Annotated in this window: 19 protein-coding genes and 2 tRNA genes; 13 read left to right on the top strand and 8 right to left on the bottom strand. The window is 64.0% G+C overall.

The features are described from left to right. Positions 1-82 precede the first annotated feature (82 nt). Positions 83-535, top strand: coding sequence for an Lrp/AsnC ligand binding domain-containing protein (locus CK219_RS01310; protein WP_040981793.1), 453 nt, complete (start codon positions 83-85; stop codon positions 533-535). A gap of 1 nt (position 536) precedes the next feature. On the opposite strand, the gene CK219_RS01305 is transcribed toward CK219_RS01310, so the two are convergent. Then, positions 537-1,745: a cytochrome c peroxidase gene (locus tag CK219_RS01305; protein WP_095764975.1), complete on the bottom strand. Its 1,209-nt coding sequence runs from the start codon at positions 1,743-1,745 to the stop codon at positions 537-539. Between the two features lie 7 nt (positions 1,746-1,752). Further along, a complete protein-coding gene (locus CK219_RS01300) occupies positions 1,753-2,196 on the bottom strand; it encodes a FixH family protein (RefSeq protein ID WP_095764974.1) in 444 nt (147 codons plus the stop codon). 158 nt (positions 2,197-2,354) lie between these two features. Between CK219_RS01300 and CK219_RS01295 the strand changes: the two genes are divergently transcribed. Then, entirely contained in the window at positions 2,355-3,272 is a 918-nt protein-coding gene (locus tag CK219_RS01295) for a sugar kinase (protein WP_095764973.1), read from the top strand. Between the two features lie 45 nt (positions 3,273-3,317). Here the strand turns inward: CK219_RS01295 and CK219_RS01290 are convergent, their stop codons facing one another. The 3 genes from CK219_RS01290 to CK219_RS01280 form a co-directional block, all read right to left on the bottom strand. After that, complete coding sequence (locus CK219_RS01290) at positions 3,318-4,343, bottom strand: aldose epimerase family protein (protein WP_095764972.1); 1,026 nt, start codon at positions 4,341-4,343, stop codon at positions 3,318-3,320. 184 nt (positions 4,344-4,527) lie between these two features. After that, positions 4,528-5,985: an NAD-dependent succinate-semialdehyde dehydrogenase gene (locus tag CK219_RS01285; protein WP_095765556.1), complete on the bottom strand. Its 1,458-nt coding sequence runs from the start codon at positions 5,983-5,985 to the stop codon at positions 4,528-4,530. A 170-nt stretch (positions 5,986-6,155) separates the two neighbouring features. Beyond that, positions 6,156-7,106 (bottom strand): AEC family transporter, encoded by a 951-nt coding sequence (locus CK219_RS01280; RefSeq protein ID WP_095764971.1) that lies wholly within the window; start codon positions 7,104-7,106, stop codon positions 6,156-6,158. Positions 7,107-7,280: 174 nt separating this feature from the next. On the opposite strand from CK219_RS01280, the gene CK219_RS01275 reads away from it, so the two are divergent. Next, positions 7,281-7,829, top strand: a complete 549-nt coding sequence (locus CK219_RS01275; protein ID WP_095764970.1) for a histidine phosphatase family protein — start codon at positions 7,281-7,283, stop codon at positions 7,827-7,829. 1 nt (position 7,830) lies between these two features. Here the strand turns inward: CK219_RS01275 and CK219_RS01270 are convergent, their stop codons facing one another. Further along, a complete protein-coding gene (locus tag CK219_RS01270; protein ID WP_095764969.1) occupies positions 7,831-8,295 on the bottom strand; it encodes a hypothetical protein in 465 nt (154 codons plus the stop codon). Continuing rightward, a complete protein-coding gene (locus tag CK219_RS01265) occupies positions 8,279-8,545 on the bottom strand; it encodes a hypothetical protein (protein WP_095764968.1) in 267 nt (88 codons plus the stop codon). The genes CK219_RS01270 and CK219_RS01265 overlap by 17 nt, the downstream gene beginning before the upstream one ends. A 253-nt stretch (positions 8,546-8,798) precedes the next feature. Here CK219_RS01265 and CK219_RS01260 point away from each other — a divergent pair. The 8 genes from CK219_RS01260 to CK219_RS01225 all read left to right on the top strand — a co-directional run bounded on the left by CK219_RS01260 (position 8,799) and on the right by CK219_RS01225 (position 15,616). Beyond that, positions 8,799-8,873 (top strand) — tRNA-OTHER (locus tag CK219_RS01260). 2 nt (positions 8,874-8,875) lie between these two features. After that, positions 8,876-8,944: transfer RNA gene (locus CK219_RS01255), tRNA-Thr, on the top strand. A 359-nt stretch (positions 8,945-9,303) separates the two neighbouring features. After that, positions 9,304-10,446 (top strand): slipin family protein, encoded by a 1,143-nt coding sequence (locus tag CK219_RS01250; protein ID WP_095764967.1) that lies wholly within the window; start codon positions 9,304-9,306, stop codon positions 10,444-10,446. 230 nt (positions 10,447-10,676) lie between these two features. After that, complete coding sequence (locus CK219_RS01245; RefSeq protein ID WP_027167184.1) at positions 10,677-10,958, top strand: acyl carrier protein; 282 nt, start codon at positions 10,677-10,679, stop codon at positions 10,956-10,958. 55 nt (positions 10,959-11,013) lie between these two features. Next, positions 11,014-12,201 (top strand): beta-ketoacyl-ACP synthase, encoded by a 1,188-nt coding sequence (locus CK219_RS01240; protein ID WP_095764966.1) that lies wholly within the window; start codon positions 11,014-11,016, stop codon positions 12,199-12,201. 78 nt (positions 12,202-12,279) lie between these two features. Beyond that, complete coding sequence (locus tag CK219_RS01235) at positions 12,280-13,551, top strand: beta-ketoacyl-ACP synthase (protein ID WP_095764965.1); 1,272 nt, start codon at positions 12,280-12,282, stop codon at positions 13,549-13,551. Positions 13,552-13,587: 36 nt separating this feature from the next. Beyond that, positions 13,588-14,616, top strand: coding sequence for a zinc-binding dehydrogenase (locus tag CK219_RS01230; protein WP_095764964.1), 1,029 nt, complete (start codon positions 13,588-13,590; stop codon positions 14,614-14,616). A 7-nt stretch (positions 14,617-14,623) separates the two neighbouring features. Further along, entirely contained in the window at positions 14,624-15,616 is a 993-nt protein-coding gene (locus CK219_RS01225) for a lipid A biosynthesis lauroyl acyltransferase (RefSeq protein WP_095764963.1), read from the top strand. 22 nt (positions 15,617-15,638) lie between these two features. Here the strand turns inward: CK219_RS01225 and CK219_RS01220 are convergent, their stop codons facing one another. Continuing rightward, on the bottom strand, positions 15,639-16,070 hold the full coding sequence (locus CK219_RS01220; protein WP_095764962.1) for a L,D-transpeptidase: 432 nt from the start codon (positions 16,068-16,070) through the stop codon (positions 15,639-15,641). 261 nt (positions 16,071-16,331) lie between these two features. Here CK219_RS01220 and CK219_RS01215 point away from each other — a divergent pair, with 261 nt between their 5' ends. Then, entirely contained in the window at positions 16,332-17,609 is a 1,278-nt protein-coding gene (locus CK219_RS01215) for an acetylornithine deacetylase/succinyl-diaminopimelate desuccinylase family protein (protein ID WP_095764961.1), read from the top strand. Positions 17,610-17,726: 117 nt separating this feature from the next. Further along, on the top strand, positions 17,727-19,208 hold the full coding sequence (locus tag CK219_RS01210; RefSeq protein ID WP_095764960.1) for an ABC transporter substrate-binding protein: 1,482 nt from the start codon (positions 17,727-17,729) through the stop codon (positions 19,206-19,208). Positions 19,209-19,211: the final 3 nt, after the last annotated feature.

Here is a 19,211-nt window from a genome sequence, read left to right as displayed (position 1 = left end):
CAGTCGGTCCAAAGAAATCGACATGACAGACTGATCGATCTAACATATAGCGACTAGTTCCATCATTTCGACTGCAATTTTGATGACCGAAGACCAATTGGACCGCATTGACCGCAACATCCTGTCCGCGCTCGGGCGCGACGGTCGGCTTTCGATGTCTGAACTCGCTTTGAAGGTGGGCTTATCGAAGACGCCGGTGCAGGCGCGCGTGAAGCGGCTGGAGAAGGACGGCTACATAAGAGGCTATCGCGCGGTCATCGACCGCGAGCGCATGGGCGAAGGCCATGTCGCCTTCGTCCAGGTGAAGCTATCGGACACGCGCTCGGCAGCGCTCGACGCCTTCAACCGCGCCGTTCAGGGCGTGCCGGAGATCGAGCAATGCCACATGATGGCGTCGAGCTTCGATTATCTGCTGAAGGTCCGCACCACCGACATCGCCGCCTACCGCCGGGTGCTCGGCGAGCGCATCTCCGCCCTGCCCCACGTCGCCCAGACGTCGACCTTCGTGGCGATGGAGACGGTGAAGGATCGCTAACCTACTCGGACAAGGTCTTGAGGAACGCCACCAGCGCGGCCCGCTCGCGCTCGGATAGGTCGAGCGGGTGCACTTCGGAGACGCCTTCCACGCTGGGCGGCGCCTTCGAATAATGCGCCACCACCTCATCGAGTGTCGCGAACTGCCCGGCATGCATATAGGGCGGCCGGTAAGCCGCGCCCCTGAGCGACGGCGTCTTGTAGGCGCGCATGATCTGCGGACCGTCCTTGACCATGAAACGCAGCTCGCGGCAGGCGCTCTCGTCGCCGTCGCGGAACTTGCCGAAGCAGTTGAAAGGATCGGCCCCGACCTGCGCCACCGCATCGACGCGCCCGCGGTCAGGCGGCAGGCCGTCGACCGGCGGCACGCCGGTGTTGTGGAAGGAGTTGTCGGTGAAGCGCGGGCCGTTGTGGCAGGTCATGCAATTGGCCTTGCCGATGAACAGCTTCAGCCCAAGGACTTCCTCCGGCGAGAACGCCGCATTCCCTTCCGGCTTGGCTCCCGTGGCCAGATCGATGGCGAAACGGTCGAAGCGCGTCTGCTCAGGCTCGATCGATCGCTCGAAGGCGGCGATCGCCTTGCCGATATTGGCGAAGACGCGGTTGACGTCGTCTTGCTGGCCGGCGGGCATGGCGTTCCACGCCGTCTTCTCGGCATCGCTGCCGAGTGGGGTGGCATTGGCCGGCACGCTGGAAAGGTCCGGCAGCGGTCCGAAAATGCGCTCATAGCGCTCGCCGAACCGCTTCTTGATGTAATGCGCGAAGGCGGCCCGGTTGCCGGCCTGCTCGAGCGGGTTTTCAAGCGGCGTCAGCGCCTGCGCCCACAGGCTGTCGCGCCTGCCGTCCCAGAAGAACCATGGATCGCGCGCCACGCCCGCCAGCGGCATCGTGCGGCGGTTGGTGTGGCCGACGCCGACCGCCTGCGGCAGGTCGTCCTGGAACTGACGGTCGATCTTGTGGCAGGTCGAGCAGGACACCGTGCCGTCGCGGCTCATGCCGGCATCGAAGAACAGCGTCGAGCCGAGCGCGGCAGCCGCCGGCACATCCGCATACTGGTTCGTGGTGTCGACTTTGAGCGAGGGCAGCGTGTTCAGCGCCAGCGACGCGATGGTCTTCTTCTCGGCGTCGCTGAACTGCGGCTCGCCGCAGCCGCCCAGCAAGGCGAGAGCGGCTAAGGCCGAGAGGCTCGCAACGCTGATCAGCCGCCTCATCGCCCGCTCACAACACGATGTTGAAGACGACGGAATCGGAGCCCGCCGCCGCCGAGATACCGAAGTGCAGCTGCCACCAGCCGCTCATCGTGAACTTCACGCCATCGATGCGGTAGCGCCCCTGGCCCAAATAGTCGGTCGCCTGCGGACTGGTCGGCAGGCCGTGATCGTGCCGCGGCATCCCGCCGGAAACGGTGATGGCGGCTCCCTCCACCGGCGCGCCGGCGGCGGTCTTCAGCGTCAGCAGCCAGGACTGCAGCTCGCCCTGCCGGACCACGCCGCGCTCCGGCTCGAAGCTCGCGACGAACAGGCCGTTCGCCGTCTTCTTCGAGCGCGACAGGTCCGGTCCGGGCGCCGATTGCGGCAGCGTCAGATAGACTGCGGCCACGATGCCGACCAGCAGCACGGCCAGACCGAGACCCGCAAGAATGTAACGCCATATCGATACCAAGCCCGTTCCTCTTCGGCTGCTAACGTCGCGGGCCGCTTGTCGCGTCCCGCCCTGCCTGTGGGAAATCGCTTCTGGCGCAAAATTCGCCGGTAGCCAAGCATGGCGCTGCCGGCCGCAAAAAGCTACAGCAACAAGATGTTAGGAAGGGATAAGCCCGCATGGTCAATGGTATCGCATCGATCGGCGAATGTATGCTGGAACTGTCAGGCCAGGCCGGCCCGAACTGGCGGATGGGTTTTGCCGGCGATACCTTCAACACGCTCTGGGCGTTGCACGCCTTGAGCCCGGATCGGCCCGCGACCTATGTGACGGCCTTCGGCGACGATCCCTTCTCGCACGACCAGATCGCTTTCTTTGCCGAGAACGGCATCGGCATAGGCAACAGCCCGGTCATTGCCGGCGCGCGCCCCGGCCTTTACGCCATAACGCTGACAGGAGCCGAGCGCGCCTTCACCTACTGGCGAAGCGACGCAGCCGCGCGCCAGCTCGCCTCGGATCCGACAGCACTGGCAAAAAGCCTTGAAAATCAGGCGCTTGTCTATTTTTCCGGAATCACCCTGGCAATTCTGGACGCGGCGGCGCGCCAAACCCTCCTCTCGGCCGTGGCGACTGCCCGCAAGGCCGGCTCGCTCGTCGCCTTCGACCCGAATTACCGGCCGCGTCTGTGGCCGAGCCGCGAAGCGGCGCAGGCCGCGATCCTGAAAGCGCTTGCGGTGGCCGACATTGCGCTGCCGACTTTTCCGGACGAGCAGATGCTGTTCGGCGATGAGACCCCGGAGGTCACAGCCAAGCGCCTGCGCAAGCTAACCGGCGAGGTCGTGGTCAAGAATGGCGAGCAGCCGGCCCTGATTGCGCTGAACGGCGCTTCACAAGCTGTCGACGCGGTGCATGTGGCTGCCCCCGTCGATACCACGGGGGCCGGCGATTCCTTCAACGGCGGCTATCTCGCCGCCCGGCTTGCCGGCCACGCGCCTGCCGACGCGACACGCCGGGCGCACAAAGTCGCCGCCGCGGTGGTGCAGGTTCGCGGTGCGCTGGCGCCGTTTGAGACCTTGCGGATCGCCTTCGACAGTTAAGCGCTATCGAAGCTTGGGTGGACTTCACTTCAATATTGGAAAACTTTAGGGCAAGCGGAACCGATATTCCGTCACCTGATGATAGATCTGCCCGGGCCACAGCGTCGCCTGCGGGAAATAAGGCCGGTTCGGCGCATCCGGCCAGGTCTGCGCTTCGAGGCAGAGGCCTGAAAACGCCTTGTAGCGGCGGCCGTCGAGCCCCGGCGATGTCGGCGCGACGAACTGACCGCTATAGAGCTGCAGTCCCGGTTCGGTGGTCCACACTTCCATCTCGACGCCGGAATTGGCGCCTTGCACCCAGGCAGCCTGGTGCAGCGGCCCGCGGCTGGAGGCCAGGCAGTAATTCAGGTCATAGCGAAGCTGCTCGCCTTCCATTTCCATGCGCAGCGCCCGCGCCTGCCGGAAATCGAAAGGCGTGCCGTCGACCGGCTTCACCACGCCGGTCGGGATCATCTCGTCATCGACCGGCGTGTAGGCGCCGGCGTTGAGCATCAGCCGGTGGTCAAGGATATCGCCAGACCCGCCATCGTCGAGATTGAAATAGGAATGCTGCGCGAGGTTGCAGAGCGTCGGCTCCTCGCAGGTCGCGGTCAGCTCCATGCTGAGCGTGCCCGGGATCTTCAGCCGATACGTGCAGGTGACGTCGAGCGCGCCGGGAAAGCCCATCGCGCCGTCCGGATCGTGCAGCGTCAGCGTCACGAAATCGCGGCCATGCAGCGAGACGGTCCATGGCCGGCGGAAATAGCCTTCCGATCCGCCATGCAGCGTGTGCTTGCCGAGAAAATTCTGCTCGGTCTGGAAGCGGTTGCCGGCGATGGTGAAGCGGCCGCCGCCGATGCGGTTGGCGAAGCGGCCGACGACGGCGCCAAAGAAGGCGCGGTCGGTCTCGTAGGGCTCGAATCGGTCGTAGCCCAGCACCAGCGGCGCGTCATGGCCGCTCAGCCTGAGGTCCTGAATGATGGCGCCGAGCCCGATGATGTTGGCCGTGATGCCGCCGCCGCGGATGGTGAAGCGGCGCACGGCCTCGCCCGCCTGCGTCGTGCCGAAGACCTCGCCGTCTTTCATCGCCATGCCCGAAATGTCATTACCGATCCGTGGATTTAGGCCGGCTTCGTATCATCCGGCAAGCGCAGGCTAAAGCAATTCCAGGAAAAGTGCGCAGCGGCTTTGCGCCAAGACAAGGCGATAGAGCAGTCCACCGTTGTCTGAAACGGTGGACTGCTGGGCGCGCCTGCCCCTGTTCCGGGGATCGATATCAGAGCCCGAGGCCGCCGAAGCAGGCATATTTGGTGTCGAGGTAGTCCTCGATGCCCTGATGCCCGCCTTCGCGGCCGAGACCGGATTCCTTGACCCCGCCGAACGGCGCCTCGGGCGTGGTGATCAGGCCTTCATTGACGCCGACCATGCCGTATTTCAGGCCTTCCATGACGCGGAAGGCGCGGCCGAGATCGCCGGTGTAGAAATAGGCGGCAAGGCCGAACTCGGTGTCGTTGGCCAGCGCGATCGCCTCTTCCTCGGTCTCGAACTTGAACACAGGCGCGATCGGCCCAAAAATCTCTTCCTTCATGAAGCGCATGTTCGGCGTGGCGCCGGAGATCACCGTCGGCTGGAAGAACGAACCGCCGAGCGCATGGCGCTTGCCGCCGGCGACGACCTTGCCACCCTTCGACGTCGCATCGGCGATGAATTCCTCGACCTTCTCGACCGCTTTCTCGTCGATCAGCGGCCCCTGCTGCACGCCTTCCTCGAGGCCCGAGCCGACCTTGAGATTGTTGCTGGCGGCAGCCAGCTTCTCGACGAACTTGTCATAGATGCCGGCCTGCACCAGGAAGCGGTTGGTGCACACGCAGGTCTGGCCGGAATTGCGGTATTTGGCCGTGATGGCGCCGGCGACGGCGCGATCGACATCGGCGTCGTCGAAGACCAGGAACGGCGCGTTGCCGCCAAGCTCCATCGACACTTTCTTGACCGTCGAGGCCGACTTCTGGATCAAGATCTTGCCGACCTCGGTCGAGCCGGTGAAGGTGATCTTCTTGACCAGCGGGTTGGCGCAGATCTCGTCGCCGATCTCGCCGGCCGAACCGGTGACGACATTGACGACCCCCTTCGGAAAGCCGACTTCCTCGACAAGCGCGCCCCAGGCGAGGCCCGAATAAGGCGTCTGCGAGGCGGGCTTGACCACCGCGGTGCAGCCGGCGGCCAAAGCCGGGCCGATCTTGCGGGCAAGCATCGAGGACGGGAAATTCCACGGCGTGATGGCTGCAATGACGCCCACCGGCTCCTTGGTCACCAGGATACGGCGGTCGCCCCATGGCGACGGAACGATGTCGCCATAGACGCGGCGGCCTTCCTCGGCGAACCAGAGGATATAGCTGGCGGCCGAGCCGATCTCGCCTTTGGATTCGGTCAGCGACTTGCCCTGCTCGATGGTCAAGAGCTCGGCCAGCACGTCCTGATTATCCATCATCGCGTCATGCAGCTTGCGCAGCAGCTTCGAGCGCTCGAGCGCGGTGGTCTTGCGCCAGCTCTTGAAGGCTTCCTCTGCGGCCTCGATGGCGCGGCGGGTCTCGGCCTTGCCGGCCTTAGGCACGGTGCCGATCTTGAGGCCCGTCGCCGGATTGTTGACGTCGATGGTCTGGCCGCTGTCGGCCTGCACCCATTCACCATTGATGAGGTTGGCCTGGCGCATGAAATGGCTGGTTTTCTGAAGCATGGTCTGGCCTCCGTTCGGCGCGCTGATCGGCCGTTTTTCTGGATATCCGTTGAAGCGTGCTTCAAGAGCCGCACGCCGGCGCATTGCTCTTACCTAGGGAAAGGCGGGCAAGCAATCACAAGATGGCATATAGGGGTTGGGCCAGCAAAAGCGAGCCGCCTTCAGCGGCTCTATCCGAAGACGTGGATCACCACCGTCAGCCAGAACGACGTGGTTACCACCGCGCTTGCGGTGGCAAGCGTCATCTGGTTCGAGGCCAGCGCCTGGCCGGTGTTGAACTGGACGGCGATCAGATAGGAGTTGATGCCCGAAGGCAGCGCCGCAACGACCACCGCGACCTTGGCCGTCAGCGGCGGCAGGCCGAGCAGCCAGACGAAGGCCAGCACCAGCGCCGGCATCACGAACAGTTTCAGCACCGACAGCGCCAGCGCCGGCCTGATATTGCCGGAGATGCCGAAGCGGCGCAGGCTGAGCCCCATGGCGAACAGCGCCACCGGACCGGCCGTGTCCGCGAGCGTATTGACCAACCGTTCGACCAGGTCCGGCAGCGGCGCGCCGGTGAGGCGCCAGGCGAGCCCCACCAGGATGCCGATGATCAGCGGATTGAGGAACAGGCGCCTGAGGAAGTTTTTGACGACGCGCAGCGGATGCACCGTCTCGCCGCTGCCGCGCCCGAACATCTCGAACAGCACGATCGAGGCCATCATCATGATTGGCAGGTGGACCGAGACCAGCAGCGACAGCACCTCAAAGCCGCTGGCGCCGAATATGCCGAGGACGAAGGGCGCGCCGAGCAGCACCACATTGGAATAAGCCGAGGACACGCCGCCGACGATGCCGGCGCGTGCATCTCGCTTGAAAACGCGCGTCATCATCAGATGGCCCGTGGTCCAGGTGATGGCGGCGGCCGCAAAATAGGCGCCCCACAGCGACCAGGGCGTTACGCCATGGAAATCCGATTTGACCATGGTCCGGAAGAGCAGCAGTGGCATCGCCACGCTGACGGCGAATTCCGAAATGCCCTCCCCGCTCGCCGGCTTCAGATAGAAGGTGAGCCCGGTCAGATAGCCGAGCGCCACAAGGCTGAAGACGAAGAGGACGGTTTCGGTAAGCGGCGTCATTTCTTGGGCGGAGACATTTTTCCCGTGATAGGCGGGCCTTGACTGCGGCGCAATCGCACCGAACGGAACGGCGCTCCATTTGCTCTGCTGCCCCGCTGCTTGTCTTTCAGCCTGCTTTGCGGTCCCTATATGCCAATCACCACCTTGCCTTTGCGGGCTGCCATAGGATTTCCGATGCTGCGACTTGCCCTGGCGCTCTTCCTGCTTGCCGTTCCCACCCTGGCCCACGCGACCGATGCGGGCTGGGCGTTGCTGCGCGACGGCGGCCATGTCGTTCTGCTTCGCCATGCCTTCGTCACCGGAGCTGCCGACCCGGCCAATTTCGACATCGACAATTGCGCCACGCAGCTCAACCTGTCGGAGCGCGGCAAGCAGCAGGCAAGCCGCATCGGCGCGCTGTTCGCGGCGCGCTCGGCGCCGATCGATCACGTACTCTCCAGCCGCTACTGCCGCTGCCTCGATACTGCCCGCATCGCTTTCGAATCCGAGCCGCAGCCTTTCGCGCCGCTCGATCTGCTCAAAACGGACCCGGCCGAAAAGGCCGCGCAAATGGCCGCGATCATGAAGGAGATCCGTGGCTATTCCGGCTCCGATAATCTGGTGCTGGTCACGCATGTGGAAAACATCGAGGCGCTCACCGGCGTAGCGCCGCGCGAGGGCGAGGCCGTGGTGGTGGCGCCGGACGGTGATGGTCTCAAGGTGCTGGGACGCGTGACTTTTTGAGTCAGGCCGGACTGGCCACCCCATTCTTCGACAGCCAGGCGTTGATGCCTATCTTCCAGCTTTCGATCATATCGACGAAGGCGTCCTCCGTCAGCTCTGACAGATATGATTGTCCGGTCTCGCCCAGAGCCGTGAACGTATAGGCAATCGACGCCTGCGTGCTCTCGCCGCCAGTGTCTCGGCAGGTCACCTCGACAAATCCGAAACGCGATCCCGGTGTCACCCTTGCATAACGCACGCGATGCTCGCTAGGCTGCCAGTTGGTGCAGGCCCACAGCGTAGTCTCGTCGCCGTGGCTCGTCCGGAAGACCATCCCCTCCTGTGTTTCGCCGCCGCGCGGATGGAGGAATTCGGGATCCCAGCCCTCGACCCACAAGGTCTCTCCGATCGGCGTGAACAAGGGGAAGACGCGATCGATGGGGCCGGCAAGGTCGATGCTGTGGCAGCGCTCAAGATGGTTCGTCATTTGCTTTCTCCGTCGTTTCCACCAGCCGGTGGCTGTCGGCCGCGCCGAGTTCCAAGCCGTAGATGCGCTTCAACTGCCCGATCGTTTCGAGCGTCCCGGGCGAAAACGGCGTTTGCCCCTCGAAGGCATGCAGCACGATGCCTTCGATCAGATCGCCAAGACTGATGTCTTGATGCTCGGCCAAAGCCTTGAGCACCTTCACCAGCCGCTTTTCCAGCCGCACACCGGTCTGCACACGTTCTATCATCATGCGTTAGATGTACCATGGTACATTGGTACATTCAAACCTAGGATGTGATCGGCGCCACTGTTGCCGAAACGGCACAGTCGCAAGAAGCCGCAAATCCGCCGCGACAATGCCGCTTGCGACAACCCGTCGCAGGGTCTATAGGCGCGCTCCCGGTCACGAAAACCGAAGCGAGCACAACGGTTGGAGCTTTCGTCTCCGCCCGCGCAGCCGGCTCTGCCGCGCTGTGTACGGCGCCGTTTCGGGTGTTGGGATCGCCGATGTAGCTCAGAGGTTAGAGCGCCGGATTTAGGTCCGGAGGTCGAGGGTTCGAGTCCCTTCATCAGCACCACGGATAGCTCAGGTTGGGTAGAGCATCAGATTTGTCATCTGACTGTCGAAGGTTCGAATCCTTCTCATTGGCCTCGAAAGCCAGCACCCTACACGGTGTTATTCGAAAAACGGTCCGGGGACCGGAATGCGAGGATTTCACAGACGGCAAGGTTTCGGCCTCGCCGGGCGGCGACGTCCTGCGCCATCGGCTCGCGGCCAGGCCCGCGGTGACGATCAAGGCGCGACGCGGCCGGCAAAGGAAGCTTCGGCTTCCGGCGCCCGCTTCGTCGCCCCGCGATCCGCTCCCGAAGGCCCGCCGCGGATCGATGCCACCGGTCCCCGGATCATTCGTGCCCAGGACAGTACGACGACGTGAAACGAGAAACGAAAGGATGATCGACGCATGACGTGACGCCTCACATGGGGCCATGCCCGACAGGAGTAAGACAATGAAGACCATTCTCGAAAAGCTTCTTGGACGCCAGCGCGTCCTCGTGAAGGAAAATGAACGTGCCGTCGCCCTCTACAAGGGTGAGATCCGGGCGATCCTGATGCCGGGCGAGCATTGGCTCGCCAACCGGCGCGGCAACCTGGAAATCTCCAGGCACGACCTGAAGAACCCGGAATTCGTTTCGGCTTACGAGAAGGCGTTGTTCGACAAGCTCCCGGATGTGGCCGCGCGTCACCTCACCGTCATCCGCACCGGGCGTACCGACGTCGCCGTCGTCGAGCGCGACGGCGCCTTGCATGCCGTGCTCAACCCGGATCGCAAGCTCGTGCTGTGGACGGATGCCGGCCCGTGGAAGGTCACGCCCGTCGACACGGCGGCCGATCTCGCCGTCGATCCGGCCTTGATGCGCCGGATCGGCCAGGCCCGGAAGACGGAACATGTGTTCCTCTATCCGGTCGTGGACGGCCAGGTCGGGTTGCTGTTCGTGGATGGCGTCTACACCCGCACGCTTGCCGCGGGTGTGCACGCCTTCTGGAATGTCGGGCGCATGGTCCAGGTGAAGGTCGTCGACGTCAAGCGCCAGTCGCTCGATGTCGCCGGGCAGGAAATGCTGACCAAGGATCGCGTGACGATCCGCGTCAACATCGCCGCCGAATACCGGGTCGTCGATCCGGTGACGGCGGTGAGCGCGGTGAAGGACTTCTCCGAAGCCCTCTACCGCGCCCTGCAGTATGCCTTCCGCAAGACGCTTGGCGCGCTCACGCTCGACCAGATCCTCGACAAGAAGGTCACGGTCGACGAGGACGCGGCTGCCAAGGTGCGCGACGACATGGCCGTGATCGGCGTCGAGGTCAGCGATATCGCTCTCAAGGATGTGATCCTGCCGGGCGACATGCGCGAGATCCTCAACCAGGTGGTTTCGGCCGAGAAGCAGGCCGAGGCCAACGTCATCCGCCGCCGCGAGGAGACGAACGCCACCCGTTCGCTGCTCAACACGGCCAAGGTGATGGCCGAGAACCCGGTGATGCTGCGACTGAAGGAGCTCGAGGCTCTCGAGGCCATCGCCGGCAAGGTCGAGCGGCTCACCGTCCACAACGGGACGGGCGGGTTGCTCAACGACCTGGTCAAGCTCCGCGACTGATGCATGTCGCCCAAAGTGGTTCCGGCTTTGGGAAGACGGATGCGACACAAAGCTGACGCAGCGTCAAATGGGAGGGGGCCGCCGGGCAGGCCGGCGGCCCTTCTTGCGCTCCCAAAGCCCACATCCCATCTGCCCCGGCGCGTCAGGCCTTTTCCTGCCGGGAAAAACCGATTAGACAGCGCCCAAACAAAGATGCGGACAGATTCCGCCCGCAACCGAAGGAAGAGCCCTTGTCCACCACGTTCGAGAAAGTCGCCAAGATCATTGCCGACACCAGCGAGATCGATATCGACACCATCACGCCCGAGAGCCACACGATCGACGATCTCGGCATCGACAGCCTCGATTTCCTCGACATCGTCTTTGCCATCGACAAGGAATTCGGTATCAAGGTGCCGCTCGAGAAGTGGACGCAGGAGGTCAACGACGGCAAGGCCTCGACCGACGACTACTTCGTCATGAAGAACCTGTGCGCCAAGATCGACGCGCTGGTCGCGGCCAAGGCCGCCTGAGCCGGCTCGGGCGCGGTCTTGACGCGCCCCGCCAGCTGACCCACAACAGCCGCCCATGAGTTCTCACGACGTCGTCATCACCGGCATCGGCCTGGTCTCTTCGCTTGGAGAGGGTCCTGATGCGCATTGGCAGAAGCTCACCCGACCGGGCCTTGAGCCGGTGCTCGATGCGGCGCGCTTCGCGCCCTATACCATCCATCCCCTGCCCGAGATCGACTGGAACCTGCAGATCGCCAAGCGCGGCGACCAGCGCCAGATGGAAACCTGGCAGCGTCTCGGCACCTACACCGCCGGCCTGGCGCTCGACGATGCCGGCATCAAGGGCAATGACGAGCTTTGCGCCACCATGGACATGGTGGTGGCGGCCGGCGGCGGCGAGCGCGACGAAGCCGTCGATGCCGCAATCCTTGCGGCCTCCGAGAGCCGCAACGACCGCGACGTGCTGCTCAACGAGAAGCTGACCACGGAACTGCGGCCGACTTTGTTCCTCGCCCAGCTCTCCAATCTGCTCGCCGGCAACATCTCGATCGTCCACAAGGTCACCGGTTCGTCGCGCACCTTCATGGGCGAGGAAGGCGCCGGCGTCTCGGCCGTCGAGACGGCGGCCGCGCGCATCCGCTCGGGACAGTCGACCCATGTTCTGGTCGGCGGCGCCTTCCAGACCGAGCATTCCGACATGCTGCTCGGCTACGAGCTTGCCGGCTACCTGCATCGCGGCCCGTGGAAACCGGTCTGGCAACGCCAGGGCTCAGAAGGCGGCGGCGTGGTAACGGGCTCCGGCGGCGCCTTCCTGGTGCTCGAGCAGCGCGAGCACGCAAAAAACCGCGGCCGCAAGATATACGCCGAGCTTGGCCATGTCGTCTCCGGCCGCGCCAGGCGCCGGCAAGGCGAGTTGAATTCAGAGATTGCTGCGCTGCTGAAGCAGGCCGCCCTTCCCGACGGGGATCTGCTCACGATTTCCGCCGCCTCCGGCGCCCATGCCGCCACCGCGGCCGAAAAGGCCGTTCTCGATGCCAACCCGGCTTTGGCCGTGCGCGCCTTCTCGACGCTGACCGGCCATATGAAGGAGGCTCAATTCCCCTTTGCGGTTGCGCTCGCGGCAATGGCCGTCGATCGCGGGGCCGGTTATCCTGCCTTCGATGCCACGGTGGAGCGCTCATTCGAAGGCGCACCCAATTCCGTCCTTGCAACCGCGATCGGCTATCACCAATTCGAGGGCCTGGGGCTGGTTAAAGCCCCTTAGATCGGTTTTTCGCAATTCCCGGGCGGAAAACCGCTAAACACTTTTCCTGGAATTGCTGGATAACGAGGCAGACAAAGCATGGCCAATCTTCGCGACCACATGGGCAGGCCGATCGTCGCCGTTACCGGCATCGGCGTGGTGACCTCGCTCGGCGTCGGCAAGGCCGACAATTGGGCGGCGCTGACCTCGGGCAGATCCGGCATCCATCCGATCACCCGCTTTCCGGTCGACCACCTCAACACCCGCATTTCCGGCATGGTCGACTTCCTGCCGTCGAGCTCGAAGGGCGCCAGCCACCTCACCTACGAACTGGCCGAGACGGCGGCCCAGGAGGCCGTCTCGGAAGCTGGTCTGGAATCCGGCGATTTCGGCGGCCCGCTGTTCCTGGCCTCGCCGCCGGTCGAGCTCGACTGGATCGACCGCTTCTCGCTCTATAATTCCGACAAGCAGGACGCCGGTGCCGAAAGGTTGCTGCGCGTGGCGCGCGGGCTGAAGGAGCTGGATGTCTTCGAGACCACGCAGTTCGGCTCGATCGCCGATCGCCTGGCCGACCGCTTCGGCACGCGTGGCCTGCCGATCACCCTGTCGACCGCCTGCGCCTCGGGCGCCACCGCCATCCAGCTTGGGGTCGAGGCGATCCGGCGCGGCGAGTGCGACAAGGCGCTGTCGATCGGCGCCGACGGCTCGGCCACCGCCGAAGCGCTGATCCGCTTCTCGCTGCTCTCGGCCCTTTCCACCCACAATGATATCCCCGAAAAGGCCTCAAAGCCCTTCTCCAAGGATCGCGACGGCTTCGTGCTGGCTGAAGGCTCCGGCGCGCTGGTGCTGGAATCGCTAGAAGGCGCCCTTGCGCGCGGCGCGACGATCCTCGGCATCATGCGCGGCTGCGGCGAAAAGGCCGACGATTTTCACCGCACCCGCTCCAAGCCCGACGGCTCGCCGGCGATCGCGGCGGTGCGCGCCGCTCTTGCCGATGCGGGCCTTGGCGAAGACGAGATCGACTACGTCAATGCTCACGGCACCTCGACGCCCGAGAACGACAAGATGGAGCACCTGTCGCTGTCCACCGTCTTCGGCGAGCGCATCGGCTCGATGCCGATCTCGTCGAACAAGTCGATGATCGGCCACACCCTGTCGGCCGCCGGCGCGGTGGAGGCCGCCTTCTCGCTGATGACCATGCGCGAAAGCGTCATCCCGCCGACGATCAATTACGACAATCCCGATCCGGCCATCGTGCTCGACGTCGTGCCGAACAAGAAGCGCAACGCCGAAGTGGGCACGGTTTTGTCGAATTCCTTCGGCTTCGGCGGCCAGAACACCTGCCTTGTCATGGCGCGGGAACCGGTCTAAGCGGACTTTTCCGCTCTTACAGACCCGACAGGCCACATGCGCGCATTGCAACTTATCGAGGACCGCCGCCTTGAAACGGTGGACCTGCCGCCTCCCCCGCCGCCTTCGCTGGGCGAAGTGACGCTCCGCATCAAGGCGGTGGCGCTCAACCATATCGACGTCTGGGGTTGGCGCGGCATGGCGTTTGCCAAGCGCAAGCTGCCGCTGGTCGTCGGCGCCGAGGCCGCCGGCGAGGTCGAGGCGGTCGGCCCCGGCGTGTCCAACCTGCAGCCTGGACAATTAGTCTCGATCTATGGCGCGCGCACCTGCGGGCTCTGCCGCGCCTGCCGCGAAGGCCGCGACAATCTGTGCGAGCATGTTTCCGGCGTCCATGGCTTCCATCTCGACGGCTTTGCCCAGGAAAAGATCAACCTGCCGGCGCGTCTTCTGGTGCCCGCGCCTCCCGGCGTCACCGAGATCGGCGCGGCGGTCGCGCCTGTCACTTTCGGCACGGTCGAGCACATGCTGTTCGACAACGCCAGGCTGGAACCGGGCGAAACCGTCCTCGTCCATGCCGGCGGCTCCGGCATCGGCTCCGCTGCCATCCAGCTCGCAAAGAAGATGGGCTGCACTGTCATCACCACGGTCGGCTCGAACGACAAGATCGACAAGGCCAAGGCGCTTGGCGCCGACCATGTTATCAACTACCGCGAGGATCGTTTCGAAGGCGTTGTGCGCAAGCTGACCAGGAAGAAGGGTGTCGATGTGGTGTTTGAGCATGTCGGTGCCGACACCTTCGCCGGTTCCATGCTGTGCTTGAAGCGCGGCGGCCGTCTCGTCACCTGCGGCTCGACCTCGGGCGTGTCGACGCAAGTCAACCTGATGCAGCTCTTCCAGCAGCAGCTGAAGCTGCTCGGCTCCTTCGGCTGCCGCATGGAGAACATGGCCAATGCCATGCAGAAGATGGCGGCCGGCCTCGTTGCGCCGGTCATCGATACCGAAGTCGGCTTCGACGACATCGACGCCGCGCTGAAGCGCATGGAAGGCCGCGACGTCTTCGGCAAGATCATCCTGCGCGTTTCCTAAGAGCAGGATGGTCGGCAAGGTGTTCAGGAAAGCCCGCCGGGACTTCATGTTCCGATACGGCCGGCGGCTGCGCCAGCTGGAGCATTGGCTGGTCGCCAAGCTCGCCATCGTATTGCTCTCGCTGCTGCGGCTTCTGCCGCCGGACAGCGCGCTCAACTTCGCCGACCGTGTCGCCCGCCGCATCGGCCCGATGGTCGGGCGCCATCGCGTCGCGGTCAACAATCTGCGCCTTGCCTATCCGCAAAAGAGCGACGCCGAGATCGAAGCCATCGCGCGCGACATGTGGGGCAACATGGCCCGCCTTGCCGCCGAATACATCTTCCTCGACGCGCTGTTCGACTTCGATCCGAACGCTTCGAAGCCGGGCCGGGTCGAGGTAGGCGGCGTCGAGCATTTCCACGAGATCGCCGGCGAGAAGAAGCCGCATATCCTGTTCACCGGCCATCTCGGCAATTTCGAGTTGCTGCCGGTGGCCGCGGCCACCTTCGGCATGAACATCACGGCGCTGTTTCGCCCGCCGAACAATCCCTATCTCGCCGACTACATCCACTCGACGCGCCGCTCCTCGATGGGCGCCCTGCTGCCCTCCGCCGCTGGCGCGTCGTTCGCGCTTGCCGCCATCCTCGAAAAGGGCGGCAATATAGGCGTGCTGGTCGATCAGAAATTCTCGGGCGGCGTAGACACGACCTTCTTCGGCCGCCCATGCCAGAGCAACCCGATGCTCGGCATGCTGGCCCGCCACTATGACTGCGATGTCTATCCCGCCCGCTGCGTCAGGCTGCCGGGCAACCGCTTCCGCCTGGAAATCGAGGACAGATTGACCTTGCCGCGCACCGAAGGCGGTAGCGTCGACGTCAGCGCCACCACCCAGCTGCTCACCGATGTGGTCGAGCGCTGGGTGCGTGAGGACCCCGGCCAGTGGATGTGGTTCCACAAGCGCTGGGAAATCAGCGACCGCCGCCGCAAGCGCCGACAGTCGAAGGCGACAGTCGGCCTGTAACCGGTCGGCCCGCCGACCAGGCTCAGTTGGTGACGACGATCCGCGTGTTGCCGTAACCGACTTCCTTGACCATCGAATAGAAGGTCGCGGCGTTGGACGGATGCAGGCGCACGCAGCCATGCGAGGCCGGGCGCCCGAGATTTCTTACCGACCCGGTGCCGTGAATGGCGTATCCGCCGTGGAAGAACACCGAATAGGGCATCGGCGAGTTGTCATACTTGCGCGAATACCACATCCGGGCGGTCCATTGCGGCCGGTAGCTGCCGCGCGGCGTGAAGTAGCCCTTGCGCGCGGTCGACACGCTCCAGCGATAAACCACCTGGCCGTATTTGCTGACGGTCATGGTCTGTGACGAGACGTCGATATTGGCCACCAGCGCAGCCGCCCGGCTTGCGATGGACATGCCGAACAACGCGGTTGCCAGCACGGTTGCCATGAGAACGAACTTTTTCATGCGATCAAACCCCTTTGATTGCCCCCTGCCGTTCGCGCGGTTCTTCCATCTTTTCGCCGGCAGATGCGTTAAGTACCACACACTCCTTGACGAATCCGCCAATGCAATGCGGTGAATTTGAACGATTTTCGCGGTATAGTTGCTGCCGCACCACGCACCCTCTGAAGTTTAGGCGAGGCGTTGGTCCATGCTTCGGTCGTTGTGTGGCAATGAGCGACTGGTCGCTTGCAAAAGTGCTGCGTTCCTTCTTCAATCCGCCGGATGAATGAACGACTTCTCAAGGCGGTCGAGGATCGGGCCGACGACCTCGTTGCGCTGACCGCCGACCTGATCCGCTTTCCGACCGTAAACCCGCCGGGCGAAGCCTACCGGCCATGCGCCGAGTTTCTCGGCGCGCGCCTGAAGAAACTCGGCTTCGAGACCGAGTTTATTCGTGCCGAAGGCGCGCCAGGCGACAGCGACCGCTACCCGCGCGTCAACGTCATTGCCCGTTTCGAGGGCAGCTCGCCCGGTCCCTGCGTGCATTTCAACTCGCACATCGACGTGGTCGAGGCCGGCGACGGCTGGACCGTCGATCCCTTCGCCGGCGTGGTGAAGGACGGCAAGGTCTATGGGCGCGGTGCCTGCGACATGAAGGGCGGCCTGGCTGCCTCCGTCATCGCCGTCGAAGCCTTCGTGGAAGTCTATCCCGATTTCCCCGGCGCTATCGAGATATCAGGCACGGCGGACGAGGAATCAGGCGGTTTCGGCGGCGTCGCCCATCTGGCGAGGCTCGGCTATTTCTCGAAGCCGAAAGTCGACCACGTCATCATCCCCGAGCCGCTGAACAAGGATCGCATCTGCCTTGGCCATCGGGGCGTGTGGTGGGCCGAGATCGAGACCAAGGGCGAGATCGCGCATGGCTCGATGCCATTCCTCGGCGACAATGCGGTGCGCCATATGGGCGCCGTCCTGCAGGCCTTCGAGGACGAGCTGTTCCCGGCCCTCGACCGCAAGATGACGCGCATGCCGGTGGTTCCGGAAGGCGCCAGGCGCTCGACCATGAACATCAATTCCATTCATGGCGGCCAGACCGAGGATTTCCGGCCGGGGCTTCCCTCGCCCAACGTGCCCGATTGGTGTCGGCTCACCATCGACCGGCGTTTTCTGCTCGAAGAGGACATCGCTGCCGTCAAAGGCGAAGTCACGGGCATCCTCGAACGGCTGAAACGCGAGCGTGAGAAATTCGACTACGAGATCCGCGATCTGATGGAGGTGCTGCCGCTGATGACGGAGCGCGACGCGCCGGTGGTGAAGGCCGTCGCCAAAGGCATCATGGCGGTGTTCGACCGCGAACCGGACTATGTGATCTCGCCCGGCACCTACGATCAGAAGCATGTCGCGCGCATCGGCCATCTCTATGACTGCATCGCTTATGGCCCGGGCATTCTCGACCTCGCCCACCGGCCGGACGAATGGGTCGGCATCGCCGACATGGTGGAATCGGCCAAGGTGATGGCTATCGGCCTCAATGTGCTCTTGCGCGGTACAACCGGCTGATCCGGAAAAACATTCCGCCTGGCGCCGCCCGGCAGCACGAAACGCAATTTACTCGCAGGCCAAATCACGCTTCTATCCGCCAGCTTGAGCGCATTTTGAGCAAATGGGAGTTCAGCGATGAAATTGTGGAAGACCATCCTGGCCGCGGCCATGCTGTCGCTTGCCGCCGCCACGTCGGCCTTTGCCGCACGCACCGATCTCACGCTCGGCATTGTGCTCGAGCCGCCGCATCTCGATCCGACCGCCGGTGCGGCCGCGGCCATCGGCGAAGTCACCTATGCCAACGTCTTTGAAGGGCTGACACGCATTGACGACAACGGCCAGGTTCAGTCAGGTCTCGCCGAGAGCTGGGCCGTCTCTGACGACGGCAAGGTCTACACGTTCAAGCTGCATTCGGGCGTGAAGTTCCACGATGGCTCGGCCTTCAGCGCCGACGACGTGAAGTTCTCGCTGGACCGGGCGCGCGCCAAGGATTCGCTCAATCCGCAAAAGCAGCTCTTTGCCCACATCACCGATGTCACGGCGGTCGATCCGGCGACCGTCAAGGTCAGTCTCGATGGACCGCAGGGCAGTTTCCTCAGCGACATGGGCCAGGTTGCGGCGGTGATCGTGGCGAAGGCATCGGCTAACGGCAACAAGGACAAGCCGATCGGCACCGGTCCGTTCAAGCTCGATCATTGGGCCAAGGGTTCCGAGATCACGCTGGTCAAGAATCCGGACTACTGGGGTACGCCCGCCGCGCTCGACAAGGCGACGTTCCGTATCGTGCCCGACGCGGCCGCGGCTGTCCCCGCATTGCTCTCGGGCGACATCCAGGCTTTCGCCAACATGCCCGCACAAGACGCGCTCGAGCAACTTCAGTCCGATCCGCGCTTCAGCGTCGTGATCGGCTCGACCGAGGGCGAGACGATCCTGTCGATCAACAACAAGAAGCCGCCCTTCGACAAGCTTGCGGTGCGGCAGGCGCTCGCCTCCGCGATCGATCGCAGTGCCGTCATCGCCGCGGCCTCGAACGGTCTTGGAAAGCCGATCGGCTCTCATTTCTCGCCAGGCGATGCGGGCTATGTCGATCTCACCGGCGTTTATCCGCACGACATCGCCAAGGCCAAGGAATATCTGAAGGAAGCAGGGCTGGAGAACGGCTTTTCGGCCACGATCAAGCTGCCGCCCGTACCCTACGCACGCGACGGCGGCCAGGTGATTCAGTCCCAACTGAAGGACATCGGGGTCAATCTGCAGATCATTCCGGTCGAATGGGCGGAGTGGCTGAGCCAGGTCTTCACCAACAAGGACTACGACCTGACGATTGTTTCCCATGTCGAGCCAAACGACATCGATATCTATTCGCGGCCCGGCTACTATTTCCAGTATGACAACCCGAAGTTCAACGATGTCATCAAGGAGCTCGGCACCACGGTCGACAAGGACAAGCGGCTGGAGCTGCTGGGCGAGGCGCAGAAGATTCTCGCGCACGACGTGCCCGCCGTCTACCTGTTCGAGCTGCCCAAGATTGGCGTCTGGGATGCCAAGCTGCAGGGCATGTGGACGAACTGGTCGATCGAGGCTGACGATCTGACCAAGGTGAAGTGGACGGATTGAGGC

This window comes from Mesorhizobium sp. WSM4313 (genome assembly GCF_002294725.1).
Lineage (GTDB): Bacteria > Pseudomonadota > Alphaproteobacteria > Rhizobiales > Rhizobiaceae > Mesorhizobium.
The sequence above is the reverse complement of the archived record's forward strand: the minus strand, read 5'-3'. Positions and strand labels throughout refer to the sequence as shown.